Below are 26,331 nucleotides of genomic sequence, written 5' to 3'. Positions count from 1 at the left end.
GGCCGCCGGGCCGAAGCGCTCCTCGGCGCGGGCCAGCAGTGCGGACGAGCCGCCCCGGCGGCCGTCGTACGCCCGCATCGCCGCCTCGAGGCCGGCCCGCCCGATCCACGCGCCGCTGCCGCAGTCGCCCAGCAGATGGCCCCAGCCGTCCGCCCGCCGCCAGCCGGTCAGATCGGTGCCGAGCGCGATCAGACCCGTCCCGCCGGCCACGACCGCCCCGGGCCGCTGCCCGAGCGCGCCCGCGTACGCGGTGACGGCGTCGGCGGCCAGAGCGAGCCGGCGCACCCCGAGCGTCTTCTCCAACGCCCCGGGCAGCTCGGCCCGCAGCTCGTCGCCGAGCGTGGCCATGCCCGCGGCGCCGATCGCCACGGCGACCACCCGCCCGCCGGACCGGTCCAGGAACCGCTGCACGGGCGGCAGCAGCTGCTCCAGCAGATGACCGGCCTCGATCCCGCCGGGCCCGGTGCGCACCGGCTCGCGCGTCGACTCCGTCTGCGTCACGCGGCCTTCGGACGCGTCCGCGCAGGCGATCCGCAGGCCGGAGCCGCCCGAATCGACCCCGACGACCCACTCGCTCACGGCACTCTCCATGCCCGGCACCCTATTCCCGGGCCGGTCGGCGGTGTCGGCGTCGGCCGGTAGAGTGACACGCCGTGGCAGCACGACCGTTGAGTGAACTGGTGGAGCCCGGCTGGGCTGAGGCATTGCGTCCCGTCGAGGGCCGCGTCGCCGAGATGGGCGACTTCCTGCGCGCGGAGATCGCCGCGGGCCGGACGTATCTGCCCGCGGGGCAACACGTCCTGCGGGCCTTTCAGCAGCCCTTCGACGACGTCCGGGTCCTGATCGTGGGTCAGGATCCGTACCCCACGCCGGGGATGGCGATCGGCCTCAGCTTCGCGGTCGCTCCCGAGGTGCGTCAGCTGCCCGGCAGCCTGGAGAACATCTTCCGGGAGCTGAACACGGACCTGGGTCTGCCCCGCCCCGCCAACGGCGACCTCACGCCCTGGACGCGACAGGGCGTGCTGCTGCTGAACAGAGCGCTGACCACCGCTCCCCGTAAGCCCGGTTCGCACCGCGACAAGGGCTGGGAGGCGGTCACGGAGCAGGCGATCCGCGCCCTGGCCGCCCGCGGCAAGCCGCTGGTCTCGGTGCTGTGGGGCCGGGACGCCCGGAACACGAGGCCGTTCCTCGGCGACCTCCCCGCGGTCGAGTCGGCCCATCCCTCGCCGATGTCCGCGGACCGCGGCTTCTTCGGCTCGCGCCCGTTCAGCCGCGCGAACGAGCTTCTGGCGGGCCAGGGCGCGGAGCCCATCGACTGGCGACTGCCGTAGGGGGCTGCGCAGGCCCTCGGCCGAGCCCCTCGGGCCTGTCCGACGGATCATGGCCGGGGCCGCGACCTATCCGACCCTGATCCGCCGGACCGGCCCTAGCCGATCACCGCGGCTCTGACGCAGAGCACGTCCGGCAGGTGTTCGGCGAGGAGCTGCCAGCTGTCGCCGTCGTCCGCGCTCGCGTACACCTCGCCGTTGCGGTTACCGAAGTAGACGCCGGCCGGGTTCGCGTCGTCCGTGCGCAGCGCGTCGCGCAGCACCGTGCCGTAGTGGTCGCTCTGCGGGAGACCGGCGGACAGCGGCTCCCAGCTCGCGCCGGCGTCGCTCGTCCGGTAGACGCGGCAGCGCCGGCCGGCCGGGACCCGGTCCGCGTCCGCGTTGATGGGGAAGACGTACGCCGTGTCCGCCAGGTGCGGATGGGCGGCGACGGCGAAGCCGAAGGTGGACGGGAGGCCGGCGCCGATGTCCGTCCAGGTGACGCCCGCGTCGTCGCTGCGGTACACGCCCCAGTGGTTCTGCAGATAGAGCCGGTCCGGATCGACCGCGTCCCGCGCGACCTTGTGCACGCACTGACCGAACTCCGGGTTCGGGTCGGGCAGGAAGACCGCCGAGACGCCCTTGTTGGACGGGGCCCAGCTCGCCCCGCCGTCCGGGGAGCGGAACACGCCCGCCGCCGACACCGCGACCGTCACCGACTCCGGGTCCCGGGGGTCGGTGACCACCGTGTGCACCGCCTCGCCACCGCCGCCCGGCTCCCACTTGGCCCGGGTCGGGTGCTCCCACAGCGGCCGGATCAGCTCGAACGACTCGCCACCGTCGACCGACTTGAAGAGCGCGGCCGGCTCCGTCCCCGCGTACACCACGTCGGGCTCGTCGCGGCCCGCCGGCTGGAGCTGCCACACCCGCTCCAGTGAAGCCCCGGTGTCCTGGGGGAACTTCACGGCCGGCTGTTTCGGCTCGGTCCAGCTCGCGCCCAGGTCGTCCGAGCGGAAGACGGACGGACCCCAGTGCGCGCTGTCCCCTCCGACGAGGAGGCGCGGTGTCGCGGGCCGGGTGTCGATGGCGACCGAGTACACGGCCTGCGCGTTGAAATGGGGCCCGTCGAACTCCCATCGGCCGGCGCGGCCGCGGCCGATGAACAGACCCTTGCGGGTGCCTACGGTGAGCAGTACGTCGGACATGGCCGACACCTCCAGGACGCCGTTGTCGCGGATACGGGCCAGTCTGCACCCCACCGCTGACAACGGCGTCTCGGCCGCGTGAGTCCGCAGGTCCGCGGCGTGTTCCGGCTCAGATCGCCCAGGCGTACTGGTCAGGCGCGGCCACCTCGCCGCCCAGTTCGCGGGCCGCCCGGCGCGCCCAGGAGGCGTCCCGCAGCAGCTCGCGGCCGAGCAGTACGGCGTCCGCCTCGCCGTTGGCGACGATCTTCGCGGCCTGCTCGGGCTCGGTGATCAGGCCCACGGCCGCCACCGGAAGCCCGGTCTCCTCCTTCACCCGGGTCGCGAACGGGACCTGGTAGCCGGGGGCGGTCGGGATGACGGCCGGGCCGCCGTTGCCGCCGGAGGACACGTCGAGCAGGTCGACGCCGTGCGCGCGCAGCAGCGCCGCGAAGCGGACGGTGTCGTCGATCGTCCAGCCGTTCTCGCCGAGCCAGTCGGTGGCCGAGATCCGGAAGAACAGCGGCAGCTCCTCGGGCCACACGGCGCGGACGGCGTCGACGACCTCCAGGGCGAACCGGGTCCGGTTCTCGAAGGAGCCGCCGTACGCGTCGGTGCGGTGGTTGGAGTGCGGGGAGAGGAACTCGAAGATGAGGTAGCCGTGGGCGCCGTGCAGCTCCAGGACCTCGAAGCCGGCGTCCAGCGCCCGCCGCGCCGCGTCCGCGAACCGGCCGACGATCTCCTGGATCTCGTCCGTGCTCAGCTCGGCCGGCACCTGGTGGTCGTCGGCGAACGCCACCGGGCTGGGCGCGACCGGCTGCCAGCCGTGCTCGCCCTCGCCGACCGGCCCGCGGCCCCGCCAGGGCTGCTTGGTGGCGGCCTTGCGGCCGGCGTGCCCGATCTGGATGCCGGGGACCGTGCCGTGCTCCTTGAGGAACTCGGTGATCCGGCGCAGCGCGGGGATCTGGGCGTCGTTCCACAGGCCGAGGTCGGCGGGGCTGATCCGGCCCTCGGGGGCGACGGCGGTGGCCTCCACCAGGATCAGGCCGGTCCCGCCGGTGGCCCGGGAGGCGTAGTGGGCGAAGTGCCAGTCGTGGGCGACGCCCGCGTTCGGTCCGAACACCTCCGCCGAGTACTGGCACATCGGGGCCATCCAGACGCGGTTCGGGATGGTCACGGAGCGGAGGGTGTACGGCTCGAACAGGGCGACGCTCATGGTGGACTCCGTTTCGGGGGGCCTCGAAGACGCTTCCTACGATAGGTCTCGTAGTACGGCATCTGTCAAACTACGAAGAGTCTCGTACAATGAAGCCACCCGGAGGACATCGCCCTCCCGGCGAAGTCGCCCCCGGACGAACTGGAGACGCCGTGACCCCCGCCGCCGCCCGCACCCTCGCCCACCCGGCGCGGGACGAGATCCGCCTCGAGGGCGTGCTGCATGCGCTCTCGGACCCGATTCGGCTGCGGATCGTGCGCGAAATGGCTCGCGCGGACGCCGCGTTGAGCTGTTCGCACTTCGTCCTGCCGGTCACCAAGTCGACGACGACCCACCACTTCCGGGTGCTCCGGGAGAGCGGCGTGATCCAGCAGGACTACCGAGGCACCGCGAAGATGAGCGGACTGCGCCGAGCGGACCTCGACGCGCTCTTCCCGGGACTCCTGGACGGCCTCCTCGCCGCCGCCGCGGCGCAGGAGAGCCGGGTGGCCTCCTGAACCGAAAGGGCCCGGCCGCTACCCGGCCTCCCGCGCCGCCGCCCGCAGTCCCGGCCAGTCCGGGATCTTGACCGTGTGCCGGCCGAGCGAGCGGCCCAGATCCGCCTCCGCCCGCTCGATCGCCAGCCAGCCCGGCCAGGCGACGGGCTCCTGCCCCAGGTCCCGCAGCGCGGCCACCGGATCGGCCGCCGCCTCCCGCCGCTCCAGCGTCGGGGCGTCCGCGAGCAGCGAGGTCGCGGTCTCCTTCGCGCAGGGCCGGTTCGTGCCGATCACCCCGGTCGGGCCGCGCTTGATCCAGCCGGCCACGTACTCCCCGGGCGACGCGGCTCCGTCCCGCAGCACCCGCCCCTCCTGATGCGGCACCGTGCCGCGCGACTCGTCGAAGGGCAGCCCGGGCATCGGGACGCCCTGGTACCCGACCGCCCGCAGCACCAGTTGGGCCGCCACGTCCTCGTACACGCCGGTGCCCCGCACGCCCCCGGCGCCGTCCGGCTCCGTGCGCTCGAACCGCACCCCGGCCACCCGCCCCGCCTCGCCCAGGAACTCCACGGGGCGCAGGAAGAACCGCAGCCGGATCCGGCGCTCGCGCTCCGTCTCGGGGGCCGCCGCCCACCCCCGTACGACCTCCAGGTTGCGCCGGTTCACCGCCGGCAGCCCCGACGGGTCCGCGAACGCCGGGTCGAGCGCCAGATCGGCCGGGTCAACCGACACCGAGGCTCCCGGCAGCGAGCCCAGTTCGCGCAGCTCCTTCGTGGTGAACCTGGCCTGTCCGGGACCGCGCCGGCCCACCATGTGCACCTCGCGCACCCCGCTGCGCTCAAGCGCCGCCAGCGCGTCCTGCGGCACGTCCGTGGGCCGCAGCTCGTCCGCGCCCCGGGCGAGGATCCGGGTCACGTCCACCGCCACGTTCCCCACGCCGATCACCACGGCCGAGCGCGCGCCCAGCGCGAAGCCGTTGCCCGCCGCGTCCGGATGGGCGCTGTACCAGGAGACGAACTCGGTCGCCGAGCGGCTGCCGACCAGGTCCTCTCCGGGCACCCCGAGGTGCCGGTCGCGCGCGGCGCCCACGCAGTACACGACCGCGTGGTACATCTCCAGGAGCCGGGCGGGCGTCAGTCCGCGGGCCCCGACCTCGACGTTGCCGAGGAAGCGGACGTGCTCGTCCTCCAGGACGGTGCGCAGGTTGCCCTGGAGCGACTTGATCTTCTCGTGGTCGGGGGCGACGCCGTAGCGCACGAGGCCGTACGGACACGGCAGCCGGTCCAGGACGTCCACCCGCACGTCGGGCACCCGGTCCTGCTGGACCAGGGCCTGTGCGGTGTAGACCCCGCTCGGACCCGAACCGACGACTGCGACGCGTAGCACGGGACGTCTCCTTCCCGCCGGGGCTTCCAGCATCGCACCGGAAGCCCGCGACGGGGAGTCGTCCGACGCGCCGCTCCGCGCGGCCGCGCCCCTCGGCGGGCTACATCGAGCGCATCCGGTTGATCTCGGCGGTCTGCTGCGCGATCACGTCGTTCGCCATCTCCTCCACCAGGACGTTGTTCCCCTGGGACAGGACCTCGGCGGCCATCGTCAGCGCCCCGTCGTGGTGGGTGATCATCAGCTTCAGGAACAGGTCGTCGAAGGCCTTGCCCTTCGCCGCCGTCAGCTGGGCCAGCTGGGCGGCGGTCGCCATCCCGGGCATCGTCCCGTGGTCGTGGCCGCTCTGCTTGGCCGGACCCCCGTTCGTTTTCAGCCAACCCTGCATCGCGTCGATCTCCGGCTTCTGCGCCGCCGTGATCCGCGCCGCCAGCTTCTTCACCTGCTCCGATCCCGCCCGCTGCGGCGCCAGGGCGGTCATCGTCAGCGCCTGCTCGTGATGCACGATCATCATCTGCGCGTAGGTGCGGTCCGCCGCGTTCGGCTTGTCGTCCGGCAGGGCGCGCGCCGCCTCCTCGGGGGACATCGTCCGGGCCGCCTCGCCGGGCTTGCCGGGCGCGATCACCGCTGGGCCGGTGGCGCTCCTGGCCTGCGGTTCGCCCCCTGAGGAGCCCGACTCGCACGCGGCAAGGAGGAGCACGGCGAGCACGCCCGCGGACGCGACGGCGGCGATGCGGACAGGGCGCTTCAACAAGAAGACCTCCAGGGGCGGTTGGGGTGGACGTGGACCGAGGGGACGTTCTCACACGTGCGTCAGGAGCGTCGAGCAGAAACCTTCATTACGTCTGCGTTGCCATCTGTTGAGATGTGCATGGAAAGGAAGATACTGCCGGGGTCCATGAACCGTTCAACTCTGAACGGAGACAAGGGAGGACGCGTGACCTCGTTGCGTACCACGCGCGTACGACGCAGACCTCTGGCAGTCGCGGCGGCAGCCGCCGGACTGCTTGCCACCCTGCTCACGGCCGGACCCGCGGCCGCCACACCCGACCCCGGAGACGCCGCCACCCAGGGCACGATCTCCTCGGAGCAGGCGGCCGGGGCCCGGGCCGCCGTGCAGAGCGGCGAGATACCCGGCGTGGACGAGATCGTCCACAGCGACAACATCACCCACCTCACCAACATCCCCAAGGACGCCCTGCCGGGCACCAACTCCGACCTGGCGTTCCAGGGCAAGTACGCCTTCGCCGGCAACTACGACGGCTTCCGCATCTTCGACATCAGCAACCCGACGGCGCCGAAGACCGTCGCCCAGGTCCTCTGCCCGGGCTCGCAGAACGACATCTCGGTCTCCGGCAACCTGCTCTTCCTGTCCACGGACTCCTCCCGCAGCGACAACTCCTGTGCCAGCACCACCCAGCCGGCCTCGGAGAAGTCCTCCTGGGAGGGCATGAAGATCTTCGACATCAGCGACATCGCCAACCCGAAGTACGTGGCCGCGGTCGAGACCGCCTGCGGTTCGCACACCCACACGCTGGTGCCCAAGGGCCGCAACGTGTACGTGTACGTCTCCTCGTACTCCCCCAACGTGGCCTTCCCCGACTGCCAGCCGCCGCACGACGGCATCTCGGTCATCAAGGTGCCGCGCAAGGCCCCCGAGCAGGCCGCGATCGTCAACTTCCCGGTGCTCTTCCCGGGTGACGGCCCGGACGGCGGCGGCAACCCGGGCGGGCCCACCAACCCGGGCGTCTCCAAGACCACCGGCTGCCACGACATCACGGTCCTGCCGTCCAAGGACCTGGCCGCCGGCGCCTGCATGGGCGACGGCATCCTCTTCGACATCGAGGACCCGGAGCACCCGAAGGTCATCGATCAGGTCCAGGACAACGTGAACTTCGCGTTCTGGCACTCGGCGACCTTCAACCAGAGGGCCAACAAGGTCGTCTTCACCGACGAGCTGGGCGGCGGCGGTGGCGCCACCTGCAACGAGGCTGTCGGCCCGAACCGCGGTGCCGACGGCATCTACGACATCGTCGGCAAGGGCGACCAGCGCAAGCTGGTGTTCCGCAGCTACTTCAAGATCCCGCGCCACCAGGCGAACACCGAGAACTGCGTCGCCCACAACGGCTCGCTCATCCCGGTCAAGGGCAAGGACCTGATGGTCCAGGCCTGGTACCAGGGCGGTGTCTCCGTATGGGACTTCACCGACTCCTCGAAGCCGCGCGAGATCGCGTACTTCGAGCGCGGCCCGCTCAGCACGGACGTGATCCGGACCGGCGGTTCGTGGTCGGCGTACTACTACAACGGCTACATCTACTCGAACGACATCGCCAAGGGCTTCGACGTGCTGAAGCTCAGCGACCGTCGCACCGACCCCGCGAAGCGGATCCGGATGGACGGGCTCAACGTCCAGACCCAGCCGGACTACTTCGAGGACTTCGAGGACTGATCCACCGGTCGTGACGGCATGCCGTCGGGCGGATCCCCGCCCGGCGGCATGCCCATGTCCCAGTCCAGCGCGTACCGCTGGAACAGCTCCGCCCGCAGCCGGGCCAGCGGCATCGGCGCCCCGGGCAGCAGGACCGCCACCACCGCGCCCATCAGCAGCGCCCGCAGCAGCGGATAGTCGGTGTCCACGTCTGGGGTGCCGTACCGGACCATCGTGTCCCGCAGCAGGAAGGCGAGGCGCTGCTGCTCGGGGCACTGCACGAACCCCTCGGCCTGCAGGATGCCGGCCATGTGCGTCCGCATCAGCAGCGGACGGTCCCGGGCGAGGCCGAGGATCGCGTCGATCGCCCGCGCCAGCCGCTCCCGGCCGTCCTCCGTCCGAGGCTCCCGCTCCAGCGCCTCCTCCAGCGTCAGGTGCATCAGCCGGTGCACCGCCGACTGCAGCAGCTGCCGCTTGCCCGGGAAGTAGTACGAGACGAGACCGCGGGCGGTCCCGGCCCGGTCCGCGATGTCCCCCAGCGTCGTCGCCTCGAACCCGCGCTCGCCGACGAGATCGACGGCGGCCTGCAGAATGCGCTCGCGGGATCGCCGACGAAGCTCTTCATTGACCGATGGGCTCCGCGGGGACATGCTGGACTCCTGCGTTGACTGGCTTCCAGCCAATATACTCAGCGTGTCCTGCTGCCAAGCTGCCGTGCCTGGTCAGCGGGTCCTTGCCGTCTGTTCTGGGCGACACGGGGGATCGTCCAGAACAGGCGGCTTCGTCCTATTCTCCTCCGTTGCTTTTCGGCTGATACGCCCGAAAAGTAAGGACGGTCACGCAGACGAGACAGATTCCGAGCAGCCAGCCCCCGACGACGTCCGACGCCCAGTGCACTCCGAGGTACACCCGCGTCCATCCGACGCCGAGGACGGACACGAGCGCGGCCACGACCAGGACGCTCCAGCCGCGCCACCGCTCCTGCCAGTGCAGCGCGACCACCCACAGCAGCAGGCCGAACGTCACCGTGGCCGTCATCGCGTGCCCTGACGGGAACGCGTCGTACTGGGCGGTGTCCACCGGATCGGGCCAGCTCGGCCGGGCCCGCCCGACCAGCGCCTTCAGTGCCTGCTGCAGCCCCGCGGTCAGCAGGCTCGCCCCGGCGACCCACAGCGCGAGCCGCCGCTCGTGGCGCAGCCACAGCGCCACCAGAATCACGACGATCAGCGCCCGCATCGTCCACGGGTCCCAGATCCAGTCGCTGAGGATCCGGTTCAGCTGCGTGAACCCGGGCTCGGCGACGGCGTCGCGGTGCAACGCGTCCGAGACGTCCCGGTCGACCGAGAGCAGCGGGCCCCACTCCATGGCCACGAGCACCAGCAGGAGGAGGGAGAGCAGACCCGAGACCACGGCGGAGGAGCGCATGCTTCGATCTTTCCGGACGCGACCGAAGCCCGTCCTCCGCTTCGCCGGAACGGCGGGTCGTGTCCGGCGGCGGCCGTGGGCCGTCAGTTCAGGGCCGTGAGGCCCGGGATCAGCGCGACCAGCAGAGGGATCAGGGGGACCAGCGCCGCCGTCACCGTCAGGCGCAGCCGCTGGACCGGCTTCAGCCGCGGCGAGGCCGAGAGCAGGCGGTTCACCCGCTCCGGCAGCCCCGGCTCCGGGGACGCCGATGGTCCGAACACGCCCCGGTCCTCGTTGAGTTCCACCAGCGCGAGGGCGGTGGTCAGCCGGCCGAACCGCCGCGAGGCCACGTCGTCGGCGGCCAGTTCGACCAGCCGGTGCATCTCGCCGCGGAACGCGGCGAAGACCGGGATCCCCGGGAAGCCGCCCGCCAGCGCCGCCGAGCAGTGCAGCAACCAGTCGTGCCGGGCGCGGGCGTGGCCCTCCTCGTGCGCGAGGACCGCATCGAGCTGACGTCCCTTCAGGCGCTGCAGCGCGGCCGTCGTGATCACCAGCTGCGGCGTGGTCCCCGGCAGCCACCACGCGTCCGGACGCTCGCCCTCAAGGACCACCAGCGGCCCCGCGCCCTGCTCCTCGCCCGGCAACAGAGGGGAGCGCACCAGCAGTTCGCGCCGCCGCTGCCGCCGCCGGGCCCGGGCCCGGCGGATCTCCCGGGCGAGCATCGCGGCGGTCCACAGGCCGCCGCAGGCGAGCAGCACCGCGAGCGGGGCGGACCAGGGCTGGTGCGCCCCGAGCTCGTACGCCTCGATCACGCCGTTCGGCGCGGACGCGAACAGCTGGCCCCGTACGGCCTGCCAGGCGACCGCCGCGCTGAGCGTCATCGACAGACCGAAGCTCAACAGCACCGCGGCCACCACGCACTGCCACACCCACAGCGCCACGACCGGCTCGAGCTCCACCCAGACCGCCTGCGCCAGCAGTCGGGGAGCGACGGCCGCGGTCACGACGCCGAGCACGAGCAGCGTGAGGGAGACCACCATGCCGCCAGCCTATGAGCCTGTGCTACTCGGGGGTATGGCCTGGCGCGGCAAGTGACGCACGCCACGGTTTGGCAAGGAACGTGAGGCAGCCGTCAGAGCGTCACCAGCATGGCCAGCATGGCGAGCGCCATGGACAGTCGGCAGGCCGCCGCCAACTCCGGTCTCGCCGCCCAGCCGAGCACCGGCCCTCCCACTGGGACTTCGTCCTGGGAGGCGCCCCCGGCCGGCGCGGCCACCGGCACGAGGCGCGCCCCCGACCGCAGCACGTACACCGTGTAATAGAGGAGCAGCACACCGGTCAGCAACGGCAGCCCCGACGCGGCCGATCCCGCGCCGTGCGCCCCATGCGCTCCCTGTGCCGGGACCGTCATCGCCAGCGCCATGTAGACCATCGCCGAGGAGCACACCAGATGGTGCAGATGGTGACCGCCGCTCCTGGCCGACCACAGCGCCCGCAGCGCCGCACCGCCGAACACCGCCGCGTACACCGTCCAACTCCACGCCGGCGGCGCGAACACCGCCGCGGGCACGGCCATCGCCGCCATCCCGAACCCCATCAGGGCCTCGCCGCCCGCCGCCCGCCGCTCCTCGCCCGCGCAGCTGCGCATCCGCAGCAGGCAGTACGCCCCGGACGCCGCGCACAGCGCCACCAGCAGCCAGGCCGCCGTCGCCGGTCCGTGCACGGCCCACCTCCCCCTCGCCGCCTCTTCCCCGTCGATGCCCGCGCGGCCGGGCCGCTACGCGAGCGCAGGGGTGTACGGGGGGAGCGCGCCGGGCGGCGGATACGCTCGGGGCAGATCACCGCCGCTGCGAGGGGAGCCCCACCCGCCATGGACACCGCACTGCCCCAGGAGTCCGGACAGCTCAGCTACCGCGATGCGGTCGAGGCGGACGTGGCCGCCCTCGTCCCGCTCATCGAGTCGGCCTACCGGGGCGACTCCAGCCGGGCCGGCTGGACCACCGAGGCCGACATCCTGCAGGGCCAGCGCACCGACCCCGAGGGGGTGCGGGAGGTCATCACGACGCCCGGCTCCCGGCTGATGGTCGTGGAGCGGGACGGCGAGCTGATCGCCTGCTGCCAGCTCGAACACCGAGACGATGCCGCCTACTTCGGCATGTTCGCGGTCCGACCGGGCGCGCAGGGCGGCGGCCTGGGCCGGCAGATCCTCGCGGAGGCCGAGCGGCAGGCGCGGGAGCACTGGGGCGTGCGCGAGATGCACATGACCGTGATCTCGGTACGCGACGAGCTGATCGCGTACTACGAGCGGCGCGGCTACCGCCGTACGGGACGGATGACGCCGTTCCCGTACGGCGACGAGCGCTTCGGCCTGCCGCAGCGCGACGACCTGCAGTTCGAGCTGCTGGTGAAGGAACTGGCCTGACGGGCCGCGTCGCCGGACCCGGGGCCCGTCAGGCGGTGAAGCGGCCGGTGCGGCGGATCTCCGGGTAGTCGGTCGTCGCGCCGTCCAGCTCAAGCGCCCGGACGAGCCGCAGGTGGTCCTGGGTGTTGACCACCCAGCCGATCACCTTCAGTCCCTCGCCGTGCGCGTGCTCGACGGTCTCCAGCGAGAGCCGCCGGATGTTCAGCGCCAGGCTCTGCGCCCCGACCGCCTTCGCCCGGTCCACGATGTCCGCGCCCCAGCGGCTGGCGATCAGCGCCGTCCGCACACCCGGCACGAGCCGGGAGATCTCGGCGATCGCGGCGTCGTGGAAGGAGGACACCTCGACCCGGCCGACCAGGTCGCGCCGGTGCATCACGTCGGCCAGCGCCCGGGCCGCCGCCTCGTCCTTGATCTCCGCCTGGAGCGGCGACCGGACCGCGTCCAGGACCTCCTCGAAGACCGGGATCCGCTCGCCCTGCCCGGCGTCGAGCCCGCGGAGCTCCGCGAGGGTCAGTTCGGCGATGAGCCCGCTGCCGTCCGTCGTGCGGTCGACCTCCGCGTCGTGCATGACGACGAGCGCGCCGTCCTTGCTCAGATGCAGATCCAGCTCGATGAGGTCCATGCCCGCGTGTTGCGCGCGGACGAAGGAGCGCAGGGTGTTCTCGGGTTCGACACCCATGACTCCGCGATGACCGATGGTGAGGAAACTCAAGATCTTCTCGCTTCCGTCGATGGCCGGGCCGTCGAGGTCCGCGCACCCGGGTCCCGCCGGGCGCCGATGCGGCTCGGGCGCAGCCTAACGGCCGCCGCCGACGATGCCATCGGTCGTGCACGGGCCATCGGAGGCGTTCCTTCCAGGCCTGCCAGGGCCGATGCGCCGTGGCGGGGCGGTACGGCTCACTCTCGCGTGGGCGCGTCCGCCGAGCCTTGACGTTCCTGCGCCGCCCCGCCTCGAGGTCCCTCCTCCGCCCGGCCGTGACATTCCTGCGCCATCCGGTCCAGGTCCGCGAGCAGCGCCTGCGCCAGCTCCAGTTCGGCCAGGTGCTGCCGCTCGCTCCAGCGCAGCGCGAGCCGCGGATGGTCCCAGTCGGTCACACCCTCGGTGCGGGCCAGGGCGTCCCGTACCTCCTTGAGCTCGCCGCGGGTGTGCGCGAGGTGTTCCTCGACCCGGGCGCGCAGCCGCTCCGGCGCGGCCAGGTGCCCGAGCCAGATCCGCAGCACCATCGGGTGCTTCAGCACGACCGGTCCGGCGTCGCCCTCGGCCGCCCAGTCCGCCAGGGCGGCGCGGCCGGCCTCGGTGATCGCGTACCGCCGCTTGGTCCGCGGCTCCTCGGGGCCGGAGCGCCGGGAGGTCGCGTACCCGAGCGCCTCCAGCCGGCGCAGCTCGGCGTAGATCTGGCTGATCGCGGGCGACCAGTAGAAGAACCGCAGCGAGGCGTCGGCCCACTTCTTCAGGTCGTACCCGGTGCGCTCCCCGGGGAACGAGAGCAGCCCGAGCACCGCCCAGGCGGTCGCCGGGAGTTCGGCAGGTCGCTCGTGTCGCGACTCTTGCCTTCTCGATATCTGACGACTAGTCATATGGCGAATTGAAATACCGACAGCGCACGGACACAACCCCCTGGAGGGGCCATGAAGTTCTCCGTGATCTTCGAGGCGCAGCTGGCCGATCCGACCGTGGAGCGCGAGCACCAGGTCATCCGCGACTGCGTCGAACAGGCGGTGCTCGCCGAGGAGATGGGATTCGACCGGATCTGGGCGGTCGAGCATCATTCGCTCAAGTGGTACGCGCACATGTCCGCCCCGGAGATCTTCCTGACCTGGGTGGCGGCGAAGACCCGGCGCATCCGCGTCGGGCACGGCGTGGTCTGCATGCCGTTCCAGTTCAACCACCCGGCCCGGGTCGCCGAGCGGGCCGCGATGCTCGACCTGCTCTCCGGCGGCCGGCTCGACCTGGGTGCGGGCCGCGGCGGCACGGTGCAGGAGACCTCGCTGTGCGGCGTCGACCGGGACCGGACCGCGCAGGAGGTCGAGGAGGCCCTGCGGATCATCGGCAAGGCCTGGCAGGAGGAGGAGCTGGAGTACCACGGGGAGCTGATCAGCATCGATCCGCATCCGATCCTGCCCCGCCCGAGCCAGACCCCGCACCCGCCGCTCTTCCTGGCCTGCAGCCGCGCCGAGACCCTCGCCCAGGCCGCCGAGCTGGGCATCGGCGCACTCGTGATGGGCTTCGCGGGCCCGGAGTCGATCAGGGAGATGCGAGCGGTGTACGACGCGGCCCGCGCGGCCCGGACGGGCGACCGCTTCGTCTCCACCGTCGTCAACGACCACTTCTCCGTGCTCTGCCCGACGATCGTCCTCGACGACCCCGAGGAGGCCCGCCGGGTCGGCATCCGCGGCCAGCGGTTCTTCGCCCAGTCCATCGGCCACTGGTACGGCGGCGCGGGCGTCCCGGACGAGGCGGTGGTCGCCGGGGCCGACGAGGCGGCGGCGATGCGGCAGGCGGCCGAGCAGGTCGTCGCCCGCCTGAACGAGCAGCGCATCCCGGTGAAGCCCACCGCCACGGCCACCTTCAACGCCGACCACGCCTACGGCAGCGCGGACGACGCCATCGCGTACGTGGAGCGGCTCCGCGACGCCGGGGCCGACGAGATCATGTGCCTGATCCAGATGGGGACCGTGCCGCAGGAGGACTGTCTGGAGACCCTGCGCCAGTGGGGCGCGAAGGTCATCCCGCACTTCCGGGAGGGAACCCGTGACTGACCCCGTGACCGACACCGTGATCGGCCCCGTGATCGACCCGCTGCGGACCGAGGACCGCCTCGACCCGGCCGCCCGCCCCTTCGCCGACCTGCTGACCGCCGTCTTCCCGGACGTCGGCGGCGCGGTCACCGACGCCGTCGAGGCCCGCCGGATCCTCGCCGCCGCGCCCGCCCCGCCCGACGAGCCGCCGTCCGTCGGCGCGGTGCGGGACCGCACGATCCCGGGCCCGCCGGGCGCGCCGCCGATACCGGTGCGGATCTACCGGCCGGAGGGGGACGTCGTCCGCCGCCCGACCGTGGTCTTCCTGCACGGGGGCGGCTGGGTGCTGTGCGGGATCGACACGCACGACCGGACCTGCCGCGCGCTGTGTCGGGAGTCCGGGGCCGTCGTGGTCTCGGTCGACTACCGGCTGGCCCCCGAGGCCCGGTTCCCCGCGCCGGTGGAGGACGCGTACGCGGCCGTGCGCTGGGCCGCGGAGCATGTCGGCGAGCTCGGCGGGGAGCCGTCCGCGCTGGTGGTCGCGGGGGACAGCGCGGGCGGCAACCTCGCCGCCGCGGCGGCGCTGCTCGCCCGGGACCGCGGCGGCCCGGCGCTCGCCGGGCAGGTGCTGATCTACCCGGCGACCGAGCTGGCCGAGGAGCCCGACTCGTACCGGACCAACGCGGCCGGCTACTACCTCACCACCGCGCACATCCGCTGGTTCCGCGACCAGTACCTCGGCCCCGACGGCGACCCGACGCATCCGCTGGCCTCGCCGCTGCGCGCCGACCTCGCCGGGCTGCCGCCCGCGCATGTGATCACGGCGGGCTGCGACCCGCTGTGCGACGAGGGCCGCGCCTTCGCCGCCGCGCTGCGGGCGGCCGGGGCAGCGGTCACGGAGGACCACCGTCCGGCGATGTTCCACGGCTTCCTGGCGATGTCCGCGTACCTGGACGAGGCTCGGCAGGCCTTGCGGGGAGCGGCGGATGCGATTGTCGCGACGCTGTCCGACAGGAAAAACAGCGGTGACCATGGGGGGTCGGCAGGATAATTTCTTTCGCCTCCCCTTGTGGTGAAGAACCTCGAATGGTTACGGTGTTTTGACACGAGGTTCTCCTGTGGAGGAAGAGGCATGACGGAAATTCTTGTGCAGGACGCGACCAGCGGGGGCATAGCGACCGGTGAGCGAGTGGTCGACCACCCCTCCTGGCCCGAGCTCAAGAAGGCCGTGGAGGAGATCCGCCCCTGGCAGTCCAAGGACGGGTCCATCGACTTCGACGCCGAGGGCGCGCCGTCCCGCTCCCTCGTCGAGCTGACCCTCGACCGAGTCGTCGCCTCCGTCGAGGCGCTCTCCCCGCTGGTCCCGCACGACTCCGCGTACCACCGCGCGCTCGCCGCCGACCTGCGCAAGTGGGCCGAGCAGGGCTTCGGCGTGCCGGACTTCCTGGACTCGCTGCTCGCCTTCCAGCCCGCCGCCGACCGCGTCGACGGTCTGCAGCACCTCGTGCTGTTCCCGATGTACACCCAGAACGGCAACCCGGACCGCAACCTCGAAGCGGTCGTGCTGCGCATGGTCTGGCCCGAGTGGCTCTCCGAGCTGGAGGCCACCCGCTACGACAACCCGCTGTTCTGCGGCATCACCTTCGAGGACTTCACCGCCGGGTACGACACCAACTCGGCCGTCCTCTTCCCCGAGACCATCGCCGTCCGCGAGGCCCCCGAGCGCTTCACCTGGGGCGGCATCTTCTGCGACCGCGAGGCTGCCCGCTTCCGCGCCGTCACCGACGAGGCGGTCCGCATCCTCGGCCTCGAACTGCCCGAGGACATCAAGGAGATGGTCGCCGACCAGAAGCGCTGCGAGCAGGCCTTCGTGCTCTGGGACATGGTCCACGACCGCACCCACAGCCACGGCGACCTGCCCTTCGACCCCTTCATGATCAAGCAGCGCCAGCCGTTCTGGATGTACGGCCTGGAGGAGCTGCGCTGCGACCTCACCGCCTTCAAGGAGGCCGTGAAGCTGGAGGCCGAGGGCAACGAGCACGGCCGTGACGTGCAGTACGCGGTGCTCTTCGACCGGATGTTCCGCTTCCCGGTCTCCGGCGACCGCAACCGCAACTACGACGGCCTCGGCGGCCAGCTGCTCTTCGCGTACCTGCACAAGCACGACGTGGTGCGCTGGACCGACAACACGCTGAAGATCGACTGGCAGCGTGCCCCCGAGGTCACCAACCAGCTCTGCGCCGAGATCGAGAAGCTGTACCGCGACGGCATCGACCGCCCGAAGCTGGTCCACTGGTTCGCCGCGTACGACCTGGTCTCCGCCTACCTCGCCCCGCACCCCGGCTCGACGTGGGCGAAGGGCCCCGAGGCCCTCGACCTGACCCAGCCGCCGCGCAAGCTCGTCGACGACGTGCTTCCGGACGAGTTTCCGCTCAGCATGTTCTATGAGGCCCTTTCCAAGAAGCTCAAGGGTGTGATCGCCGCCACGAAGGGGATCACTGCCACGAGCGGTGCGGGGTCTGAGCAGGCTGCCGCGTGAGCTCTCGCACGGAGGACACGGAGGAGGCGTCGCCCATGACGAACGGCAACGGAAACGGTGGGCCGCTCGACGGCGCGGTGATCGCGGTCGCGGGAGCGGCCGGACCCGCGGGCCGGGCCGCCCTGCTGCGGCTGGCCGAGGCCGGCGCGATCGTCGTCGCGTCCGACGCCGACCCGGCGCGGCTCGCCGAGGCGGTCGACGCCGCCCGGTACGCGCACGGCGGCGCCACGGTCACGGGCGACACGGTCGACCTGCTCGACCTGGAGGCCACCAAGGAGTGGGCCAGCAAGACCGAGAAGGAGTTCGGCCGGGTCGACGGCCTGGTCCACCTCGTCGGCGGCTGGCGCGGCAGCGCCTCCTTCACCGAGACCGACCTCAAGGACTGGGACTTCCTGGAGCGGCTCCTGATCCGCACCGTCCAGAACACCTCGCTCGCCTTCCACGACCCGCTGCTGCGCAGCGACCGCGGGCGCTACGTCCTGGTCAGCCAGTCCGGCGCGCACAAGCCGGTGGCCACCAACGCCGCGTACAACGCCGGCAAGGCCGCGGCCGAGGCCTGGACGCTCGCCATGGCGGACTCGTTCCGCAAGGCGGGGGGCGACGCCGAGCCGCACACGGCCGCTGTCATCCTGGTGATCAAGGCACTGGTGCACGACGCCATGCGCGCCGAGCGCCCGAATGCGAAGTTCGCGGGCTTCACGGACGTCAAGGAACTGGCCGGCTCCATCGCCGGGCTCTGGTCCGAGCCCGCCTCGGAAGTGAATGGACAGCGTCTGTGGCTGACCCCCAAGCCGTGACCGGCGGCGCCTCCTCGAAGACCGACGCGCGTCGTCACCACGACCCGTCGGTCCGGGGCTTCGCCAGCGACAATTACGCCGGCGCGCACCCGGAGGTCCTCGCGGCCATCGCCCTCGCCAACGGCGGCCACCAGGTCGCCTACGGCGAGGACGAGTACACCGAGCACCTCCAGCGGATCATGCACAGCCACTTCGGCCCGACCGCCGAGGCCTTCCCGGTCTTCAACGGCACGGGCGCGAACGTCACCGCCCTGCAGGCGCTGACGGACCGCTGGGGCGCGGTGATCTGCGCCGAGTCCGCGCACATCAACGTGGACGAGGGCGGCGCCCCGGAGCGGATGGGCGGCCTCAAGCTGCTCACCGTGCCCACCCCGGACGGCAAGCTCACCCCCGAGCTGATCGACCGGCAGGCCTGGGGCTGGGAGGACGAGCACCGGGCGATGCCGCAGGTCGTCTCGATCACCCAGAACACCGAACTGGGCACCGTCTACACGGTGGAGGAGATCCGCGCCATCGTCGAGCACGCCCATGCCAAGGGCATGAAGGTGCACCTCGACGGGGCCCGGATAGCCAACGCGGCCGCGTCCCTGAACGTGCCCATGCGGGCGTTCACCAACGCGGTCGGCGTCGACGTGATCTCGTACGGCGGCACCAAGAACGGCATGATGTTCGGCGAGGCGGTCGTCGTCCTCAACCCGGACGCGGTCAGCCACATGAAGCATCTGCGCAAGCTGTCCATGCAGCTCGCGTCCAAGATGCGCTTCGTGTCGGTGCAGCTGGAGGCGCTGCTCGCCAAGGACCTGTGGCTGCGCAACGCCAGCCACGCCAACGCCATGGCGCAGCGGCTCGCGACCGGCGTGCGCGAGGTGGACGGGGTGGAGATCCTCTACCCGGTCCAGGCGAACGCGGTCTTCGCCCGGCTGCCGCACGACGTCAGCCGACGGCTCCAGGAGCGCTTCCGCTTCTACTTCTGGGACGAGGCGGCCGGCGACGTCCGCTGGATGTGCTCGTTCGACACCCGCGAGGACGACGTGGACGCGTTCCTGCAGGCGCTGAAGGAAGAGATGGCGCGCGGCTAGCACGCCGTACTGCGCGTAGGCATGCGGCCCACCGGGATCGACTCCGGTGGGCCGCATTGCTGTCGGGCGCGCGGGCGGGCAGGCGGAGTGCAATGGAGTGGACTGCTCAGTGTTCTATGCTGAACCCTATGACTCTCAAGCTCACCGTCTCCGACGAGGTGCGCACCCTCGTCCCCGGCTTCACCCATCTCGCCGTCGAGGCGCACGGTCTTGTCAACGGGCCCAGCGACGAAGCCAGTTCGGCGCTCCTCGACGCCGCCGCCCGTCGGCTCGCCGAGCGGCTCGACGGCCGGTCGCCGGACCAGGATCCGCACATCGCGGCCTGGCGCGCCGCCTACACGGCCTTCGGCGCCAAGCCGTCCCGTACGCGCAATTCCGCCGAGGCGCTGGCCAAGCGGGCGCTCGCGGACGGCGGACTGCCCCGGATCAACCGGATCGTCGACGCCTACAACGCGATCAGCGTGGCCCATCTGATCCCGGCCGGCGGCGAGGACCTCGACCGCATCCGGGGCGGCATGCGGCTCGTACGCGCCGTCGGCGACGAGCCCTTCGTCACCACGGCGGGCGGCGTGGAGACGGTCGAGCACCCGGACGCCGGCGAGATCGTCTGGTGCGACGACGAGGGCGTCACCTGCCGCCGCTGGAACTGGCGCCAGGGCCCGCGCACCCGGATCGACGACACCACGGTGAACGCAATCTTCCTGCTGGAGTCGCTGCCGCCGATGACGGCCGCCGAGCTGGTCGCCGCGGGCGACGAGCTCGCCGAGTCGCTGGAGAAGCTGAGCCCCGGAGCGCGGATCACCGTCCGCACTCCGGAGTGACGATTCACCGCGCCCGGCGGGCGGTCAGCCGAGTTCCTTGGCCTCCGCGGCCGTCGGCGCGGTGCCCCCGAGGTGCGCGGGCACCCACCAGGTGTCGCTCGCGTCCTTGGGGCGTACGGGGTACGCGCGCTGCGCCGCCTCCAGGAGCTCCTGGACGCGCTCGCGCAGCCGCCGGGTGATCGCGCCGGCGTACTGGTCGGCCGGGGCCTCCATCGGCTCCCCGACGCGGATCGTCACCGGGATGTGGCTGCGCTTGAAGTTGCGCGGCTTGCCCTTGGTCCACAGTCGCTGGGTGCCCCACAGCGCCATCGGGATCAGCGGCACGCCCGCCTCCTGCGCGAGCCGCGCCGCGCCCGACTTGAAGCTCTTCAGGGTGAAGGACTGGGAGATCGTCGCCTCCGGGAACACGCCCACGATCTCGCCGCGCTTCAGCGACTCCAGCGCGTGCTGGTAGGCGTGCTCGCCCTGCGAGCGGTCCACCGGGATGTGCTTCATGCCGCGCATCAGCGGACCCGAGATCTTGTGCCTGAACACCGAGTCCTTCGCCATGAAGCGCACCAGACGCTTCTGCGGCAGCGCGGCCAGGCCCGTGAAGATGAAGTCCAGATAGCTGATGTGGTTGCTGACCAGCACCGCGCCCCCGGTGCGCGGGATGTGCTCGGAACCCTGGGTGTCGATCTTCAGGTCGAGCGCCTTGAAAAAGGTCAGGGCGGCGCCGATGACCGGCCGATAGACGAGTTCTGCCATCTGGGAGGAACCCCTTCTCGAGTGCCTGGGGAGGGTTCTCCCGGCGGAAGTTACGCAGCCGTAGGTTTTCGGCTTTGGGCAGATCGTGCCCCATGTGGGGCGCGGTGACCAGTCCTGACGGCTCCGTACAGGGAGATTCTCGTCACGCCCGGTGGCGATGGCGGGAATCGATCGGGCCCGTGGGACGCTGCACCCGGGGAGCGGAGAGCAGCAGTGCAGGCGGAGTGCGGCAGCGGTACAGAAGGAGCGGGACGAGCGGTGACACCTATGGAGGACGAGCAGCGGGTGATCCTCGGGGCCGACCGACTGGGCGCGGCCCTGGGGGAGCGGGCCACCCTGGTCCAGTTCTCCACCGCCTTCTGCCAGCCCTGTCGGGCCACCCGCCGGACCCTCGCCGAGGTGGCCACGATGGTCGACGGCGTGGGGCACGTCGAGATCGACGCGGAGGAGCGCCTGGACCTGGTGCGCGAGCTCGGCGTCGTCCGTACGCCCACCGTGCTCGTCCTCGACGGCGCCGGGCGGATCGTCCGCCGGGCCTCCGGCCAGCCCCGGAAGGCCGACGTCATCGCCGCCCTGGGCCGAGCCGTCTGACGCCGTGACATGTCTCCCACATCGCGGTACCCACTTGACTGCGCATGCCAACGATCGCCAGTCTGACGAGGTGTCCTCAGAACTTTTTCTCTACGGGCGGGCCCATGTGGATCTGGCCCGCAACGCGAGCGCGCGCTGTCCGGGCGTCCGATAACCCCAGGCTCGTACGTCCCCACGCGCACAAGGACAACTCGATGACGGTTTCGCCCGAGCTCCGCACCCCTCGGCAGGCCACCCCCGACCTCCTCCGTTCAGTCTTCCGGCAGCACGCGGCCGGTGTCGCGGTCATCACCGCCCACGGGGACCGCCCCGTCGGCTTCACCGCCACCTCCCTCAACTCCGTCTCCGCCGAACCCCCGTTGATCTCCTTCGGCGTGGGCACCGGATCCTCCAGCTGGCCCGTGCTGTCCGAGGCCGAGCACATCGGGGTGCACATACTCGGCGAGCACCAGAGCGAGCTCGCCACCACCTTCGCCCGCAGCGGCGCCGACCGGTTCGCCGCTCCCACGAGCTGGCGCCTCGGCCCCGAGGGCGTCCCCCTGCTCGACGGTGTCCTGGCCTGGCTGGTGGCCCGCGTCGTGGCCAAGGTCCCGGCCGGCGACCACCGGATCGTCATCGCCGAGGTCGTCGAGGGCGACCCGCGCGGCGAGGGCCGCCCGCTCCTGTACCACCAGGGGCGATTCAACGCGCTGCGGGACTGAGAGTTCCGCCCCCCGGGCGTTGGCAAGGTCACACGCCTGAGCGCTTGCTCGTCGGTAACGAACTGGGTGTACTGGCGAGTAATATTTAGGCCGGGGCGTCAGGCGCCCCAACCGGAAAACCCGCCCTTCAGGCGCCTATGCTGCCCATTGACAAGGCAGCTCAGTTATGACGATGCAGTAGGAGAGCCGGCGTGAGCTTGAGGATCGTTGTCTGTGTGAAGTACGTGCCCGACGCCACCGGCGACCGGCACTTCGCCGATGACCTGACCGTCGACCGGGACGACGTCGACGGCCTGCTGTCGGAGCTCGACGAGTACGCGGTCGAGCAGGCGCTGCAGATCGCCGAAGAGGCCGACGACGCCGAGGTCACCGTGCTCACCGTCGGTCCCGAGGACGCCAAGGACGCGCTGCGCAAGGCGCTGTCCATGGGTGCCGACAAGGCCGTCCACGTCGAGGACGACGACCTGCACGGCACCGACGTCATGGGCACCTCGCTGGTGCTTGCCAAGGCGATCGAGAAGGTCGGCTACGACGTCGTCATCGCCGGCATGGCGTCCACCGACGGCACCATGGGCGTGCTGCCCGCGATCCTGGCCGAGCGCCTGGGCGTCCCGCAGGTCACCCTGCTCTCCGAGGTCTCCATCGAGGGCGGCCCCAACGGCACGGTGAAGGGCCGCCGCGACGGCGACACCGCGTCGGAGCAGCTGGAGGCGTCCCTCCCGGCCGTCGTGTCCGTGACGGACCAGTCGGGCGAGGCCCGCTACCCGTCCTTCAAGGGCATCATGGCCGCCAAGAAGAAGCCGGTGGAGTCCCTGGAGCTGGACGACCTCGAGATCGACGCCGACGAGGTCGGTCTGGAAGGCGCCTGGACCGCGGTCGACTCCGCCGCCGAGCGTCCCGCGCGCACCGCGGGCACGATCGTCAAGGACGAGGGCGAGGGCGGCAAGCAGCTGGCCGAGTTCCTCGCGAGCCAGAAGTTCATCTAGGGCTCGCGCGAGCCGTTTCAGTCCGCCCCCTTTTCGTTCGCAGGAGATTGAAGTCCCATGGCTGAGATTCTCGTCTACGTCGACCACGTCGACGGAGCCGTCCGCAAGCCCACCCTGGAGCTGCTGACGCTGGCCCGCCGCCTGGGCGAGCCGGTCGCCGTCGCGCTCGGCGCCGGTGCCGAGGCCACCGCCGCCACCCTCGGTGAGCACGGCGCGACCCGTGTCCTGACCGCCGACGCCCCGGAGTTCGGCGACTACCTCGTCGTCCCGAAGGTCGACGCGCTGCAGGCCGCGTACGAGGCCGTGTCCCCGGCCGCCGTCCTCGTCCCGTCCTCCGCCGAGGGCAAGGAGATCGCCGCCCGCCTCGCGGTCCGCATCGGCTCCGGCATCATCACCGACGCCGTGGACCTGGAGGCCGGTGACGAGGGCCCGGTCGCGACGCAGTCCGCGTTCGCCGCGTCCTTCACCACCAAGTCCCGTGTCTCCAAGGGCACCCCGGTCATCACGGTCAAGCCGAACTCGGCCCCGGTCGAGGCCGCCCCGGCCGCCGGCGCCGTCGAGGCCCTCGCGGTCTCCTTCGGCGAGCTGGCCACCGGCACCAAGGTCACCGCGCGCACCCCGCGCGAGTCGACCGGTCGCCCGGAGCTGACCGAGGCCGCGATCGTGGTCTCCGGCGGCCGCGGCGTCAACGGCGCCGAGAACTTCGCGATCATCGAGGCCCTCGCCGACTCGCTCGGCGCGGCCGTCGGCGCGTCCCGCGCCGCGGTGGACGCCGGCTGGTACCCGCACTCGAACCAGGTCGGCCAGACCGGCAAGAGCGTGTCGCCGCAGCTGTACATCGCGTCCGGCATCTCCGGTGCGATCCAGCACCGCGCGGGTATGCAGACCTCGAAGACCATCGTCGCGATCAACAAGGACGCCGAGGCGCCGATCTTCGACCTCGTCGACTACGGCGTGGTGGGCGACCTCTTCGACGTCGTCCCGCAGCTGACCGAGGAGGTCAAGTCCCGCAAGGGCTGACCTCTGCGGGCTTGACCTGCGGTTCTGTACGGTCCGGGGGCCGCGCGGCGATCATCGCCGCGCGGCCCCCGGCCGTTTCGGACACCCATTGACGCAAGTGGAGCCGGACTACTAACTTCGCTATACGGATTGTTGATTCCGTGAAGCGGAAAACAGGAGGATCTGGGATGGGTCAGCAGGAGAAGGTGTCGACGAGCCTCGCAGGCGCGGTCAGCGAGGGAATCAGCGCCTCCCTCGCAGCGGTGGACGCCGAGCTCGACCGGCGCTACCCGGGCGACCCCGGCACCCGCCAGCCCGTCCACACCGTCTACGTCCCCGGCAACGTCTTCGCCGCCGACACCATCCGCACCTGGGGCGACCAGGCGCTCGCCGCGCTCGACGAGCACGCCCCCGACGCCGCCACCTTCGCCGGCGTCCTCGGCCTCTCCGACGACCTCGCCGAGGACGTCTACGGCCGCGTCCGCGCCAAGCTGGAGCGCGAGCCCATCGAGGACCTCCGGGTCGACTTCGAGGACGGCTACGCCGGCCAGGACGAGGACGCCGACGCCGCCCGCGCCGCGCGCCTGATCTCGGACGCGTACGCGAACGGCACCGCCGCCCCGTACATGGGCATCCGGATGAAGTGCATGGAGGCCGCCGTACGCGACCGCGGCATCCGCACCACCGACATCTTCCTCACCGGCCTCATGGAGCACGGCGGCCTGCCCGACGGCCTCGTCCTCACGCTGCCCAAGGTCACCTACCCGGAGCAGGTCTCCGCCTTCGTTCGCCTCCTGGAGGCCTTCGAGAAGGCGCACGGCCTGGACGCCGGCCGGCTCGGCTTCGAGATCCAGATCGAGACCAGCCAGTCCATCCTCGCCACCGACGGCACCGCCGCCGTCGCCCGCATGATCGGCGCCGCCGAGGGCCGCGCCACCGGGCTGCACTACGGCACCTTCGACTACAGCGCCTGCCTCGGCGTCTCCGCCGCCTACCAGGCCAGCGACCACCCGGCCGCCGATCACGCCAAGGCGATCATGCAGGTCGCCGCCGCGGGCACCGGCGTACGCGTCTCCGACGGCTCCACCAACGTCCTCCCGATCGGCTCCACCGAGCACGTCCACGAGGCCTGGCGACTGCACTACGGCCTCACCCGCCGCGCCCTGGCCCGCGCGTACTACCAGGGCTGGGACATGCACCCGGGCCACATCCCGACCCGGTACGCCGCCGTCTTCGCGTTCTACCGTGAGGGCTTCGAGGCCGCCGCCAAGCGCCTCTCCGCGTACGCCAACCACGCCGGCGGCGACGTCATGGACGAGCCGGCCACCGCCAAGGCGCTCAGCTCCTACCTGCTGCGCGGCATCGACTGCGGCGCCCTCGACACCGCCGAGGTCGACGCCCTCACCGGCATGACCCGCGCCGACCTCGACCGCTTCGCGGCCCCGCGCCGCGGCGACCTGACGGCAACGGCCCAGTAACGACGCCCAGTCACCCGAACGGACCCGTCACCGCAGCCCCGTACTCTGTACGCGTTCAGCGCACGCGACAGAGAACGGGGCATCGGTGTCTTCGGGGGAGAACGAGCGGCTCGCGGGCCGCTATCGGGTCGTTCGGCAACTGGGCCGGGGCGGCATGGGCGTCGTCTGGCGGGCCGTCGACGAGGTCCTCGGCCGCGAGGTGGCCGTCAAGGAACTGCGGACGTACAACGACTCGTCGGGGCAGGAACTGGCCGACCTGCACGTGCGGATGCAGCGCGAGGCGAGGGCCGCCGCCCGGGTGCGGCACCCCGGCGTCGTCGCCGTGCACGACGTGGCCGACCACGAGGGCCGGCCGATCATCGTCATGGAGCTGATCGACGGCCCCTCGCTCGCCGACGTGCTGACCGAGCGCGGCGCCCTGGAGCCGCAGGAGGCCGCCAGGATCGGTGCGGCTGTTCTGGAGGCGCTCGCCGCCGCGCACGACGTGGGCGTGCTCCACCGCGACGTGAAGCCGGGCAACATCCTGCTCGACAGCGGAGGACGGGTGGTCCTCACCGACTTCGGCATCGCCGCGATGGACGACCCCGGCGACGGCTCCACCACGCATCTCACCCGCAGCGGCGAGATCGTCGGCTCCCTGGACTACCTGGCCCCCGAGCGCGCCCAGGGCCGGCAGCCCGGACCGGCCTCGGACGTCTGGGCGCTCGGCGCCACGCTCTACGCGGCCGTGGAGGGCTCCTCCCCGTTCCGCCGCACCTCGACCTGGTCGACGCTGACCGCCATCGTCGTGGAGCCGCTCCCGGAAGCCCGCAGGGCGGGCGCCCTCGGCCCGGTACTCGAACAACTCATGCACAAGGACCCGGCGCAGCGGCCCGATGCCCGGGCGGCGGCGCGGTTGCTGCTGGATGTCGCGGAGGGGCGGGCATCGGCGGAGGTTCCCACGACCGCGCTGGGTACGGGCCCCGCAACCGGCCCCGCAACCGGCCCCGCACCCGGCCCCGTCCCGGCGCCGACCGGACCCGACGCGGTGCAGGGGC

The 26,331-nt window shown here is 72.0% G+C and carries 28 protein-coding genes; 16 read left to right on the top strand and 12 right to left on the bottom strand.

Going from position 1 to position 26,331, the window contains the following annotated elements; all coding sequences use genetic code 11:
• Positions 1 to 591 (bottom strand): BadF/BadG/BcrA/BcrD ATPase family protein (locus VIU94_RS38825; protein WP_331919338.1); only part of this gene is annotated, 591 nt, incomplete at its 3' end.
• 62 nt (positions 592 to 653) lie between these two features.
• On the opposite strand from VIU94_RS38825, the gene VIU94_RS38820 reads away from it, so the two are divergent.
• Positions 654 to 1,331, top strand: coding sequence for a uracil-DNA glycosylase (locus tag VIU94_RS38820; RefSeq protein ID WP_331919336.1), 678 nt, complete (start codon positions 654 to 656; stop codon positions 1,329 to 1,331).
• A 95-nt stretch (positions 1,332 to 1,426) separates the two neighbouring features.
• Here the strand turns inward: VIU94_RS38820 and VIU94_RS38815 are convergent, their stop codons facing one another.
• Together VIU94_RS38815 and VIU94_RS38810 are read right to left on the bottom strand one after the other, a co-directional pair.
• Positions 1,427 to 2,512: a WD40/YVTN/BNR-like repeat-containing protein gene (locus VIU94_RS38815; protein ID WP_331919335.1), complete on the bottom strand. Its 1,086-nt coding sequence runs from the start codon at positions 2,510 to 2,512 to the stop codon at positions 1,427 to 1,429.
• Between the two features lie 109 nt (positions 2,513 to 2,621).
• The gene (locus VIU94_RS38810) at positions 2,622 to 3,704 is read right to left on the bottom strand and encodes an NADH:flavin oxidoreductase/NADH oxidase (protein WP_331919333.1); all 1,083 of its coding nucleotides are present in this window, start codon (positions 3,702 to 3,704) and stop codon (positions 2,622 to 2,624) included.
• A 152-nt stretch (positions 3,705 to 3,856) separates the two neighbouring features.
• Here VIU94_RS38810 and VIU94_RS38805 point away from each other — a divergent pair, with 152 nt between their 5' ends.
• Complete coding sequence (locus tag VIU94_RS38805) at positions 3,857 to 4,201, top strand: ArsR/SmtB family transcription factor (protein WP_331919331.1); 345 nt, start codon at positions 3,857 to 3,859, stop codon at positions 4,199 to 4,201.
• An 18-nt stretch (positions 4,202 to 4,219) separates the two neighbouring features.
• Here the strand turns inward: VIU94_RS38805 and VIU94_RS38800 are convergent, their stop codons facing one another.
• Together VIU94_RS38800 and VIU94_RS38795 are read right to left on the bottom strand one after the other, a co-directional pair.
• Positions 4,220 to 5,566 (bottom strand): FAD-dependent oxidoreductase, encoded by a 1,347-nt coding sequence (locus VIU94_RS38800; protein WP_331919329.1) that lies wholly within the window; start codon positions 5,564 to 5,566, stop codon positions 4,220 to 4,222.
• A 100-nt stretch (positions 5,567 to 5,666) separates the two neighbouring features.
• Positions 5,667 to 6,317 carry a DUF305 domain-containing protein gene (locus VIU94_RS38795; RefSeq protein ID WP_331919327.1) on the bottom strand — a complete coding sequence of 217 codons (651 nt, stop codon included), beginning with the start codon at positions 6,315 to 6,317 and terminating at the stop codon, positions 5,667 to 5,669.
• Between the two features lie 144 nt (positions 6,318 to 6,461).
• Between VIU94_RS38795 and VIU94_RS38790 the strand changes: the two genes are divergently transcribed.
• Positions 6,462 to 8,012 (top strand): LVIVD repeat-containing protein, encoded by a 1,551-nt coding sequence (locus VIU94_RS38790; RefSeq protein WP_331919325.1) that lies wholly within the window; start codon positions 6,462 to 6,464, stop codon positions 8,010 to 8,012.
• Here the strand turns inward: VIU94_RS38790 and VIU94_RS38785 are convergent.
• From VIU94_RS38785 to VIU94_RS38770, 4 genes are all read right to left on the bottom strand, one after another.
• Positions 7,988 to 8,641, bottom strand: coding sequence for a TetR/AcrR family transcriptional regulator (locus tag VIU94_RS38785; RefSeq protein WP_331919323.1), 654 nt, complete (start codon positions 8,639 to 8,641; stop codon positions 7,988 to 7,990). The two genes, VIU94_RS38790 and VIU94_RS38785, sit on opposite strands and share 25 nt — an antisense overlap.
• A gap of 136 nt (positions 8,642 to 8,777) precedes the next feature.
• Positions 8,778 to 9,416 carry a phosphatase PAP2 family protein gene (locus tag VIU94_RS38780; RefSeq protein ID WP_331919321.1) on the bottom strand — a complete coding sequence of 213 codons (639 nt, stop codon included), beginning with the start codon at positions 9,414 to 9,416 and terminating at the stop codon, positions 8,778 to 8,780.
• A gap of 83 nt (positions 9,417 to 9,499) precedes the next feature.
• Entirely contained in the window at positions 9,500 to 10,435 is a 936-nt protein-coding gene (locus VIU94_RS38775) for a M56 family metallopeptidase (protein WP_331919319.1), read from the bottom strand.
• Between the two features lie 92 nt (positions 10,436 to 10,527).
• Positions 10,528 to 11,118, bottom strand: coding sequence for a DUF5134 domain-containing protein (locus VIU94_RS38770; protein WP_331919317.1), 591 nt, complete (start codon positions 11,116 to 11,118; stop codon positions 10,528 to 10,530).
• A 147-nt stretch (positions 11,119 to 11,265) separates the two neighbouring features.
• Between VIU94_RS38770 and VIU94_RS38765 the strand changes: the two genes are divergently transcribed.
• Positions 11,266 to 11,817, top strand: coding sequence for a GNAT family N-acetyltransferase (locus VIU94_RS38765; RefSeq protein WP_331919315.1), 552 nt, complete (start codon positions 11,266 to 11,268; stop codon positions 11,815 to 11,817).
• 28 nt (positions 11,818 to 11,845) lie between these two features.
• Here VIU94_RS38765 and VIU94_RS38760 read toward each other — a convergent pair whose 3' ends face one another.
• Positions 11,846 to 12,529, bottom strand: coding sequence for a glycerophosphodiester phosphodiesterase (locus VIU94_RS38760; protein ID WP_331919313.1), 684 nt, complete (start codon positions 12,527 to 12,529; stop codon positions 11,846 to 11,848).
• A 185-nt stretch (positions 12,530 to 12,714) separates the two neighbouring features.
• Positions 12,715 to 13,395, bottom strand: a complete 681-nt coding sequence (locus tag VIU94_RS38755; protein WP_331919311.1) for a PadR family transcriptional regulator — start codon at positions 13,393 to 13,395, stop codon at positions 12,715 to 12,717.
• 51 nt (positions 13,396 to 13,446) lie between these two features.
• Here VIU94_RS38755 and VIU94_RS38750 point away from each other — a divergent pair, with 51 nt between their 5' ends.
• The 6 genes from VIU94_RS38750 (at position 13,447) to VIU94_RS38725 (ending at position 19,792) form a co-directional block, all read left to right on the top strand.
• Positions 13,447 to 14,577 carry an LLM class flavin-dependent oxidoreductase gene (locus VIU94_RS38750; RefSeq protein ID WP_331919309.1) on the top strand — a complete coding sequence of 377 codons (1,131 nt, stop codon included), beginning with the start codon at positions 13,447 to 13,449 and terminating at the stop codon, positions 14,575 to 14,577.
• Positions 14,570 to 15,607: a LipP1 family hormone-sensitive lipase gene (lipP1, locus tag VIU94_RS38745; RefSeq protein ID WP_331919307.1), complete on the top strand. Its 1,038-nt coding sequence runs from the start codon at positions 14,570 to 14,572 to the stop codon at positions 15,605 to 15,607. Before VIU94_RS38750 ends, lipP1 begins: the two co-directional genes overlap by 8 nt.
• A gap of 81 nt (positions 15,608 to 15,688) precedes the next feature.
• Positions 15,689 to 17,095, top strand: a complete 1,407-nt coding sequence (locus VIU94_RS38740; RefSeq protein ID WP_331919305.1) for a DUF6421 family protein — start codon at positions 15,689 to 15,691, stop codon at positions 17,093 to 17,095.
• A 35-nt stretch (positions 17,096 to 17,130) separates the two neighbouring features.
• Entirely contained in the window at positions 17,131 to 17,892 is a 762-nt protein-coding gene (locus tag VIU94_RS38735) for an SDR family NAD(P)-dependent oxidoreductase (protein WP_331919303.1), read from the top strand.
• On the top strand, positions 17,871 to 18,971 hold the full coding sequence (locus VIU94_RS38730; RefSeq protein WP_331919301.1) for a threonine aldolase family protein: 1,101 nt from the start codon (positions 17,871 to 17,873) through the stop codon (positions 18,969 to 18,971). Before VIU94_RS38735 ends, VIU94_RS38730 begins: the two co-directional genes overlap by 22 nt.
• Positions 18,972 to 19,099: 128 nt before the next feature.
• Entirely contained in the window at positions 19,100 to 19,792 is a 693-nt protein-coding gene (locus tag VIU94_RS38725; RefSeq protein ID WP_331919299.1) for a B3/B4 domain-containing protein, read from the top strand.
• Between the two features lie 24 nt (positions 19,793 to 19,816).
• On the opposite strand, the gene VIU94_RS38720 is transcribed toward VIU94_RS38725, so the two are convergent.
• Positions 19,817 to 20,539 (bottom strand): lysophospholipid acyltransferase family protein, encoded by a 723-nt coding sequence (locus VIU94_RS38720; RefSeq protein WP_331919297.1) that lies wholly within the window; start codon positions 20,537 to 20,539, stop codon positions 19,817 to 19,819.
• 267 nt (positions 20,540 to 20,806) lie between these two features.
• On the opposite strand from VIU94_RS38720, the gene VIU94_RS38715 reads away from it, so the two are divergent.
• The 6 genes from VIU94_RS38715 to VIU94_RS38690 all read left to right on the top strand — a co-directional run.
• Positions 20,807 to 21,130: a TlpA family protein disulfide reductase gene (locus VIU94_RS38715; RefSeq protein ID WP_331919340.1), complete on the top strand. Its 324-nt coding sequence runs from the start codon at positions 20,807 to 20,809 to the stop codon at positions 21,128 to 21,130.
• Between the two features lie 194 nt (positions 21,131 to 21,324).
• Positions 21,325 to 21,831: a flavin reductase family protein gene (locus VIU94_RS38710; protein ID WP_331919295.1), complete on the top strand. Its 507-nt coding sequence runs from the start codon at positions 21,325 to 21,327 to the stop codon at positions 21,829 to 21,831.
• Positions 21,832 to 22,022: 191 nt separating this feature from the next.
• Positions 22,023 to 22,817 carry an electron transfer flavoprotein subunit beta/FixA family protein gene (locus tag VIU94_RS38705; RefSeq protein ID WP_331919293.1) on the top strand — a complete coding sequence of 265 codons (795 nt, stop codon included), beginning with the start codon at positions 22,023 to 22,025 and terminating at the stop codon, positions 22,815 to 22,817.
• A 57-nt stretch (positions 22,818 to 22,874) separates the two neighbouring features.
• Entirely contained in the window at positions 22,875 to 23,837 is a 963-nt protein-coding gene (locus tag VIU94_RS38700; protein ID WP_331919291.1) for an electron transfer flavoprotein subunit alpha/FixB family protein, read from the top strand.
• A 167-nt stretch (positions 23,838 to 24,004) separates the two neighbouring features.
• Positions 24,005 to 25,294 carry a DUF6986 family protein gene (locus VIU94_RS38695; protein WP_331919289.1) on the top strand — a complete coding sequence of 430 codons (1,290 nt, stop codon included), beginning with the start codon at positions 24,005 to 24,007 and terminating at the stop codon, positions 25,292 to 25,294.
• 85 nt (positions 25,295 to 25,379) lie between these two features.
• Positions 25,380 to 26,331: serine/threonine-protein kinase (locus tag VIU94_RS38690; RefSeq protein WP_331919287.1), on the top strand; the 952-nt coding region annotated here is incomplete at its 3' end.

Origin of the sequence: Streptomyces sp. (genome assembly GCF_036566765.1) — a bacterium.
GTDB lineage: Bacteria > Actinomycetota > Actinomycetes > Streptomycetales > Streptomycetaceae > Streptomyces.
The sequence above is the reverse complement of the archived record's forward strand: the minus strand, read 5'-3'. Positions and strand labels throughout refer to the sequence as shown.

Coding starts and splice junctions, on each gene's coding strand:
- VIU94_RS38815 (WP_331919335.1), bottom strand. CDS start 2,512: ATGTCCGACGTACTGCTCACCGTAGGCACCCGCAAGGGTCTGTTCATC.
- VIU94_RS38810 (WP_331919333.1), bottom strand. CDS start 3,704: ATGAGCGTCGCCCTGTTCGAGCCGTACACCCTCCGCTCCGTGACCATC.
- VIU94_RS38790 (WP_331919325.1), top strand. CDS start 6,462: ATGAACCGTTCAACTCTGAACGGAGACAAGGGAGGACGCGTGACCTCG.
- VIU94_RS38785 (WP_331919323.1), bottom strand. CDS start 8,641: ATGTCCCCGCGGAGCCCATCGGTCAATGAAGAGCTTCGTCGGCGATCC.
- VIU94_RS38780 (WP_331919321.1), bottom strand. CDS start 9,416: ATGCGCTCCTCCGCCGTGGTCTCGGGTCTGCTCTCCCTCCTCCTGCTG.
- VIU94_RS38775 (WP_331919319.1), bottom strand. CDS start 10,435: ATGGTGGTCTCCCTCACGCTGCTCGTGCTCGGCGTCGTGACCGCGGCC.
- VIU94_RS38765 (WP_331919315.1), top strand. CDS start 11,266: ATGGACACCGCACTGCCCCAGGAGTCCGGACAGCTCAGCTACCGCGAT.
- VIU94_RS38755 (WP_331919311.1), bottom strand. CDS start 13,395: ATGACTAGTCGTCAGATATCGAGAAGGCAAGAGTCGCGACACGAGCGA.
- VIU94_RS38750 (WP_331919309.1), top strand. CDS start 13,447: ATGAAGTTCTCCGTGATCTTCGAGGCGCAGCTGGCCGATCCGACCGTG.
- VIU94_RS38740 (WP_331919305.1), top strand. CDS start 15,689: ATGACGGAAATTCTTGTGCAGGACGCGACCAGCGGGGGCATAGCGACC.
- VIU94_RS38735 (WP_331919303.1), top strand. CDS start 17,131: ATGACGAACGGCAACGGAAACGGTGGGCCGCTCGACGGCGCGGTGATC.
- VIU94_RS38725 (WP_331919299.1), top strand. CDS start 19,100: ATGACTCTCAAGCTCACCGTCTCCGACGAGGTGCGCACCCTCGTCCCC.
- VIU94_RS38720 (WP_331919297.1), bottom strand. CDS start 20,539: ATGGCAGAACTCGTCTATCGGCCGGTCATCGGCGCCGCCCTGACCTTT.
- VIU94_RS38715 (WP_331919340.1), top strand. CDS start 20,807: ATGGAGGACGAGCAGCGGGTGATCCTCGGGGCCGACCGACTGGGCGCG.
- VIU94_RS38710 (WP_331919295.1), top strand. CDS start 21,325: ATGACGGTTTCGCCCGAGCTCCGCACCCCTCGGCAGGCCACCCCCGAC.
- VIU94_RS38700 (WP_331919291.1), top strand. CDS start 22,875: ATGGCTGAGATTCTCGTCTACGTCGACCACGTCGACGGAGCCGTCCGC.
- VIU94_RS38695 (WP_331919289.1), top strand. CDS start 24,005: ATGGGTCAGCAGGAGAAGGTGTCGACGAGCCTCGCAGGCGCGGTCAGC.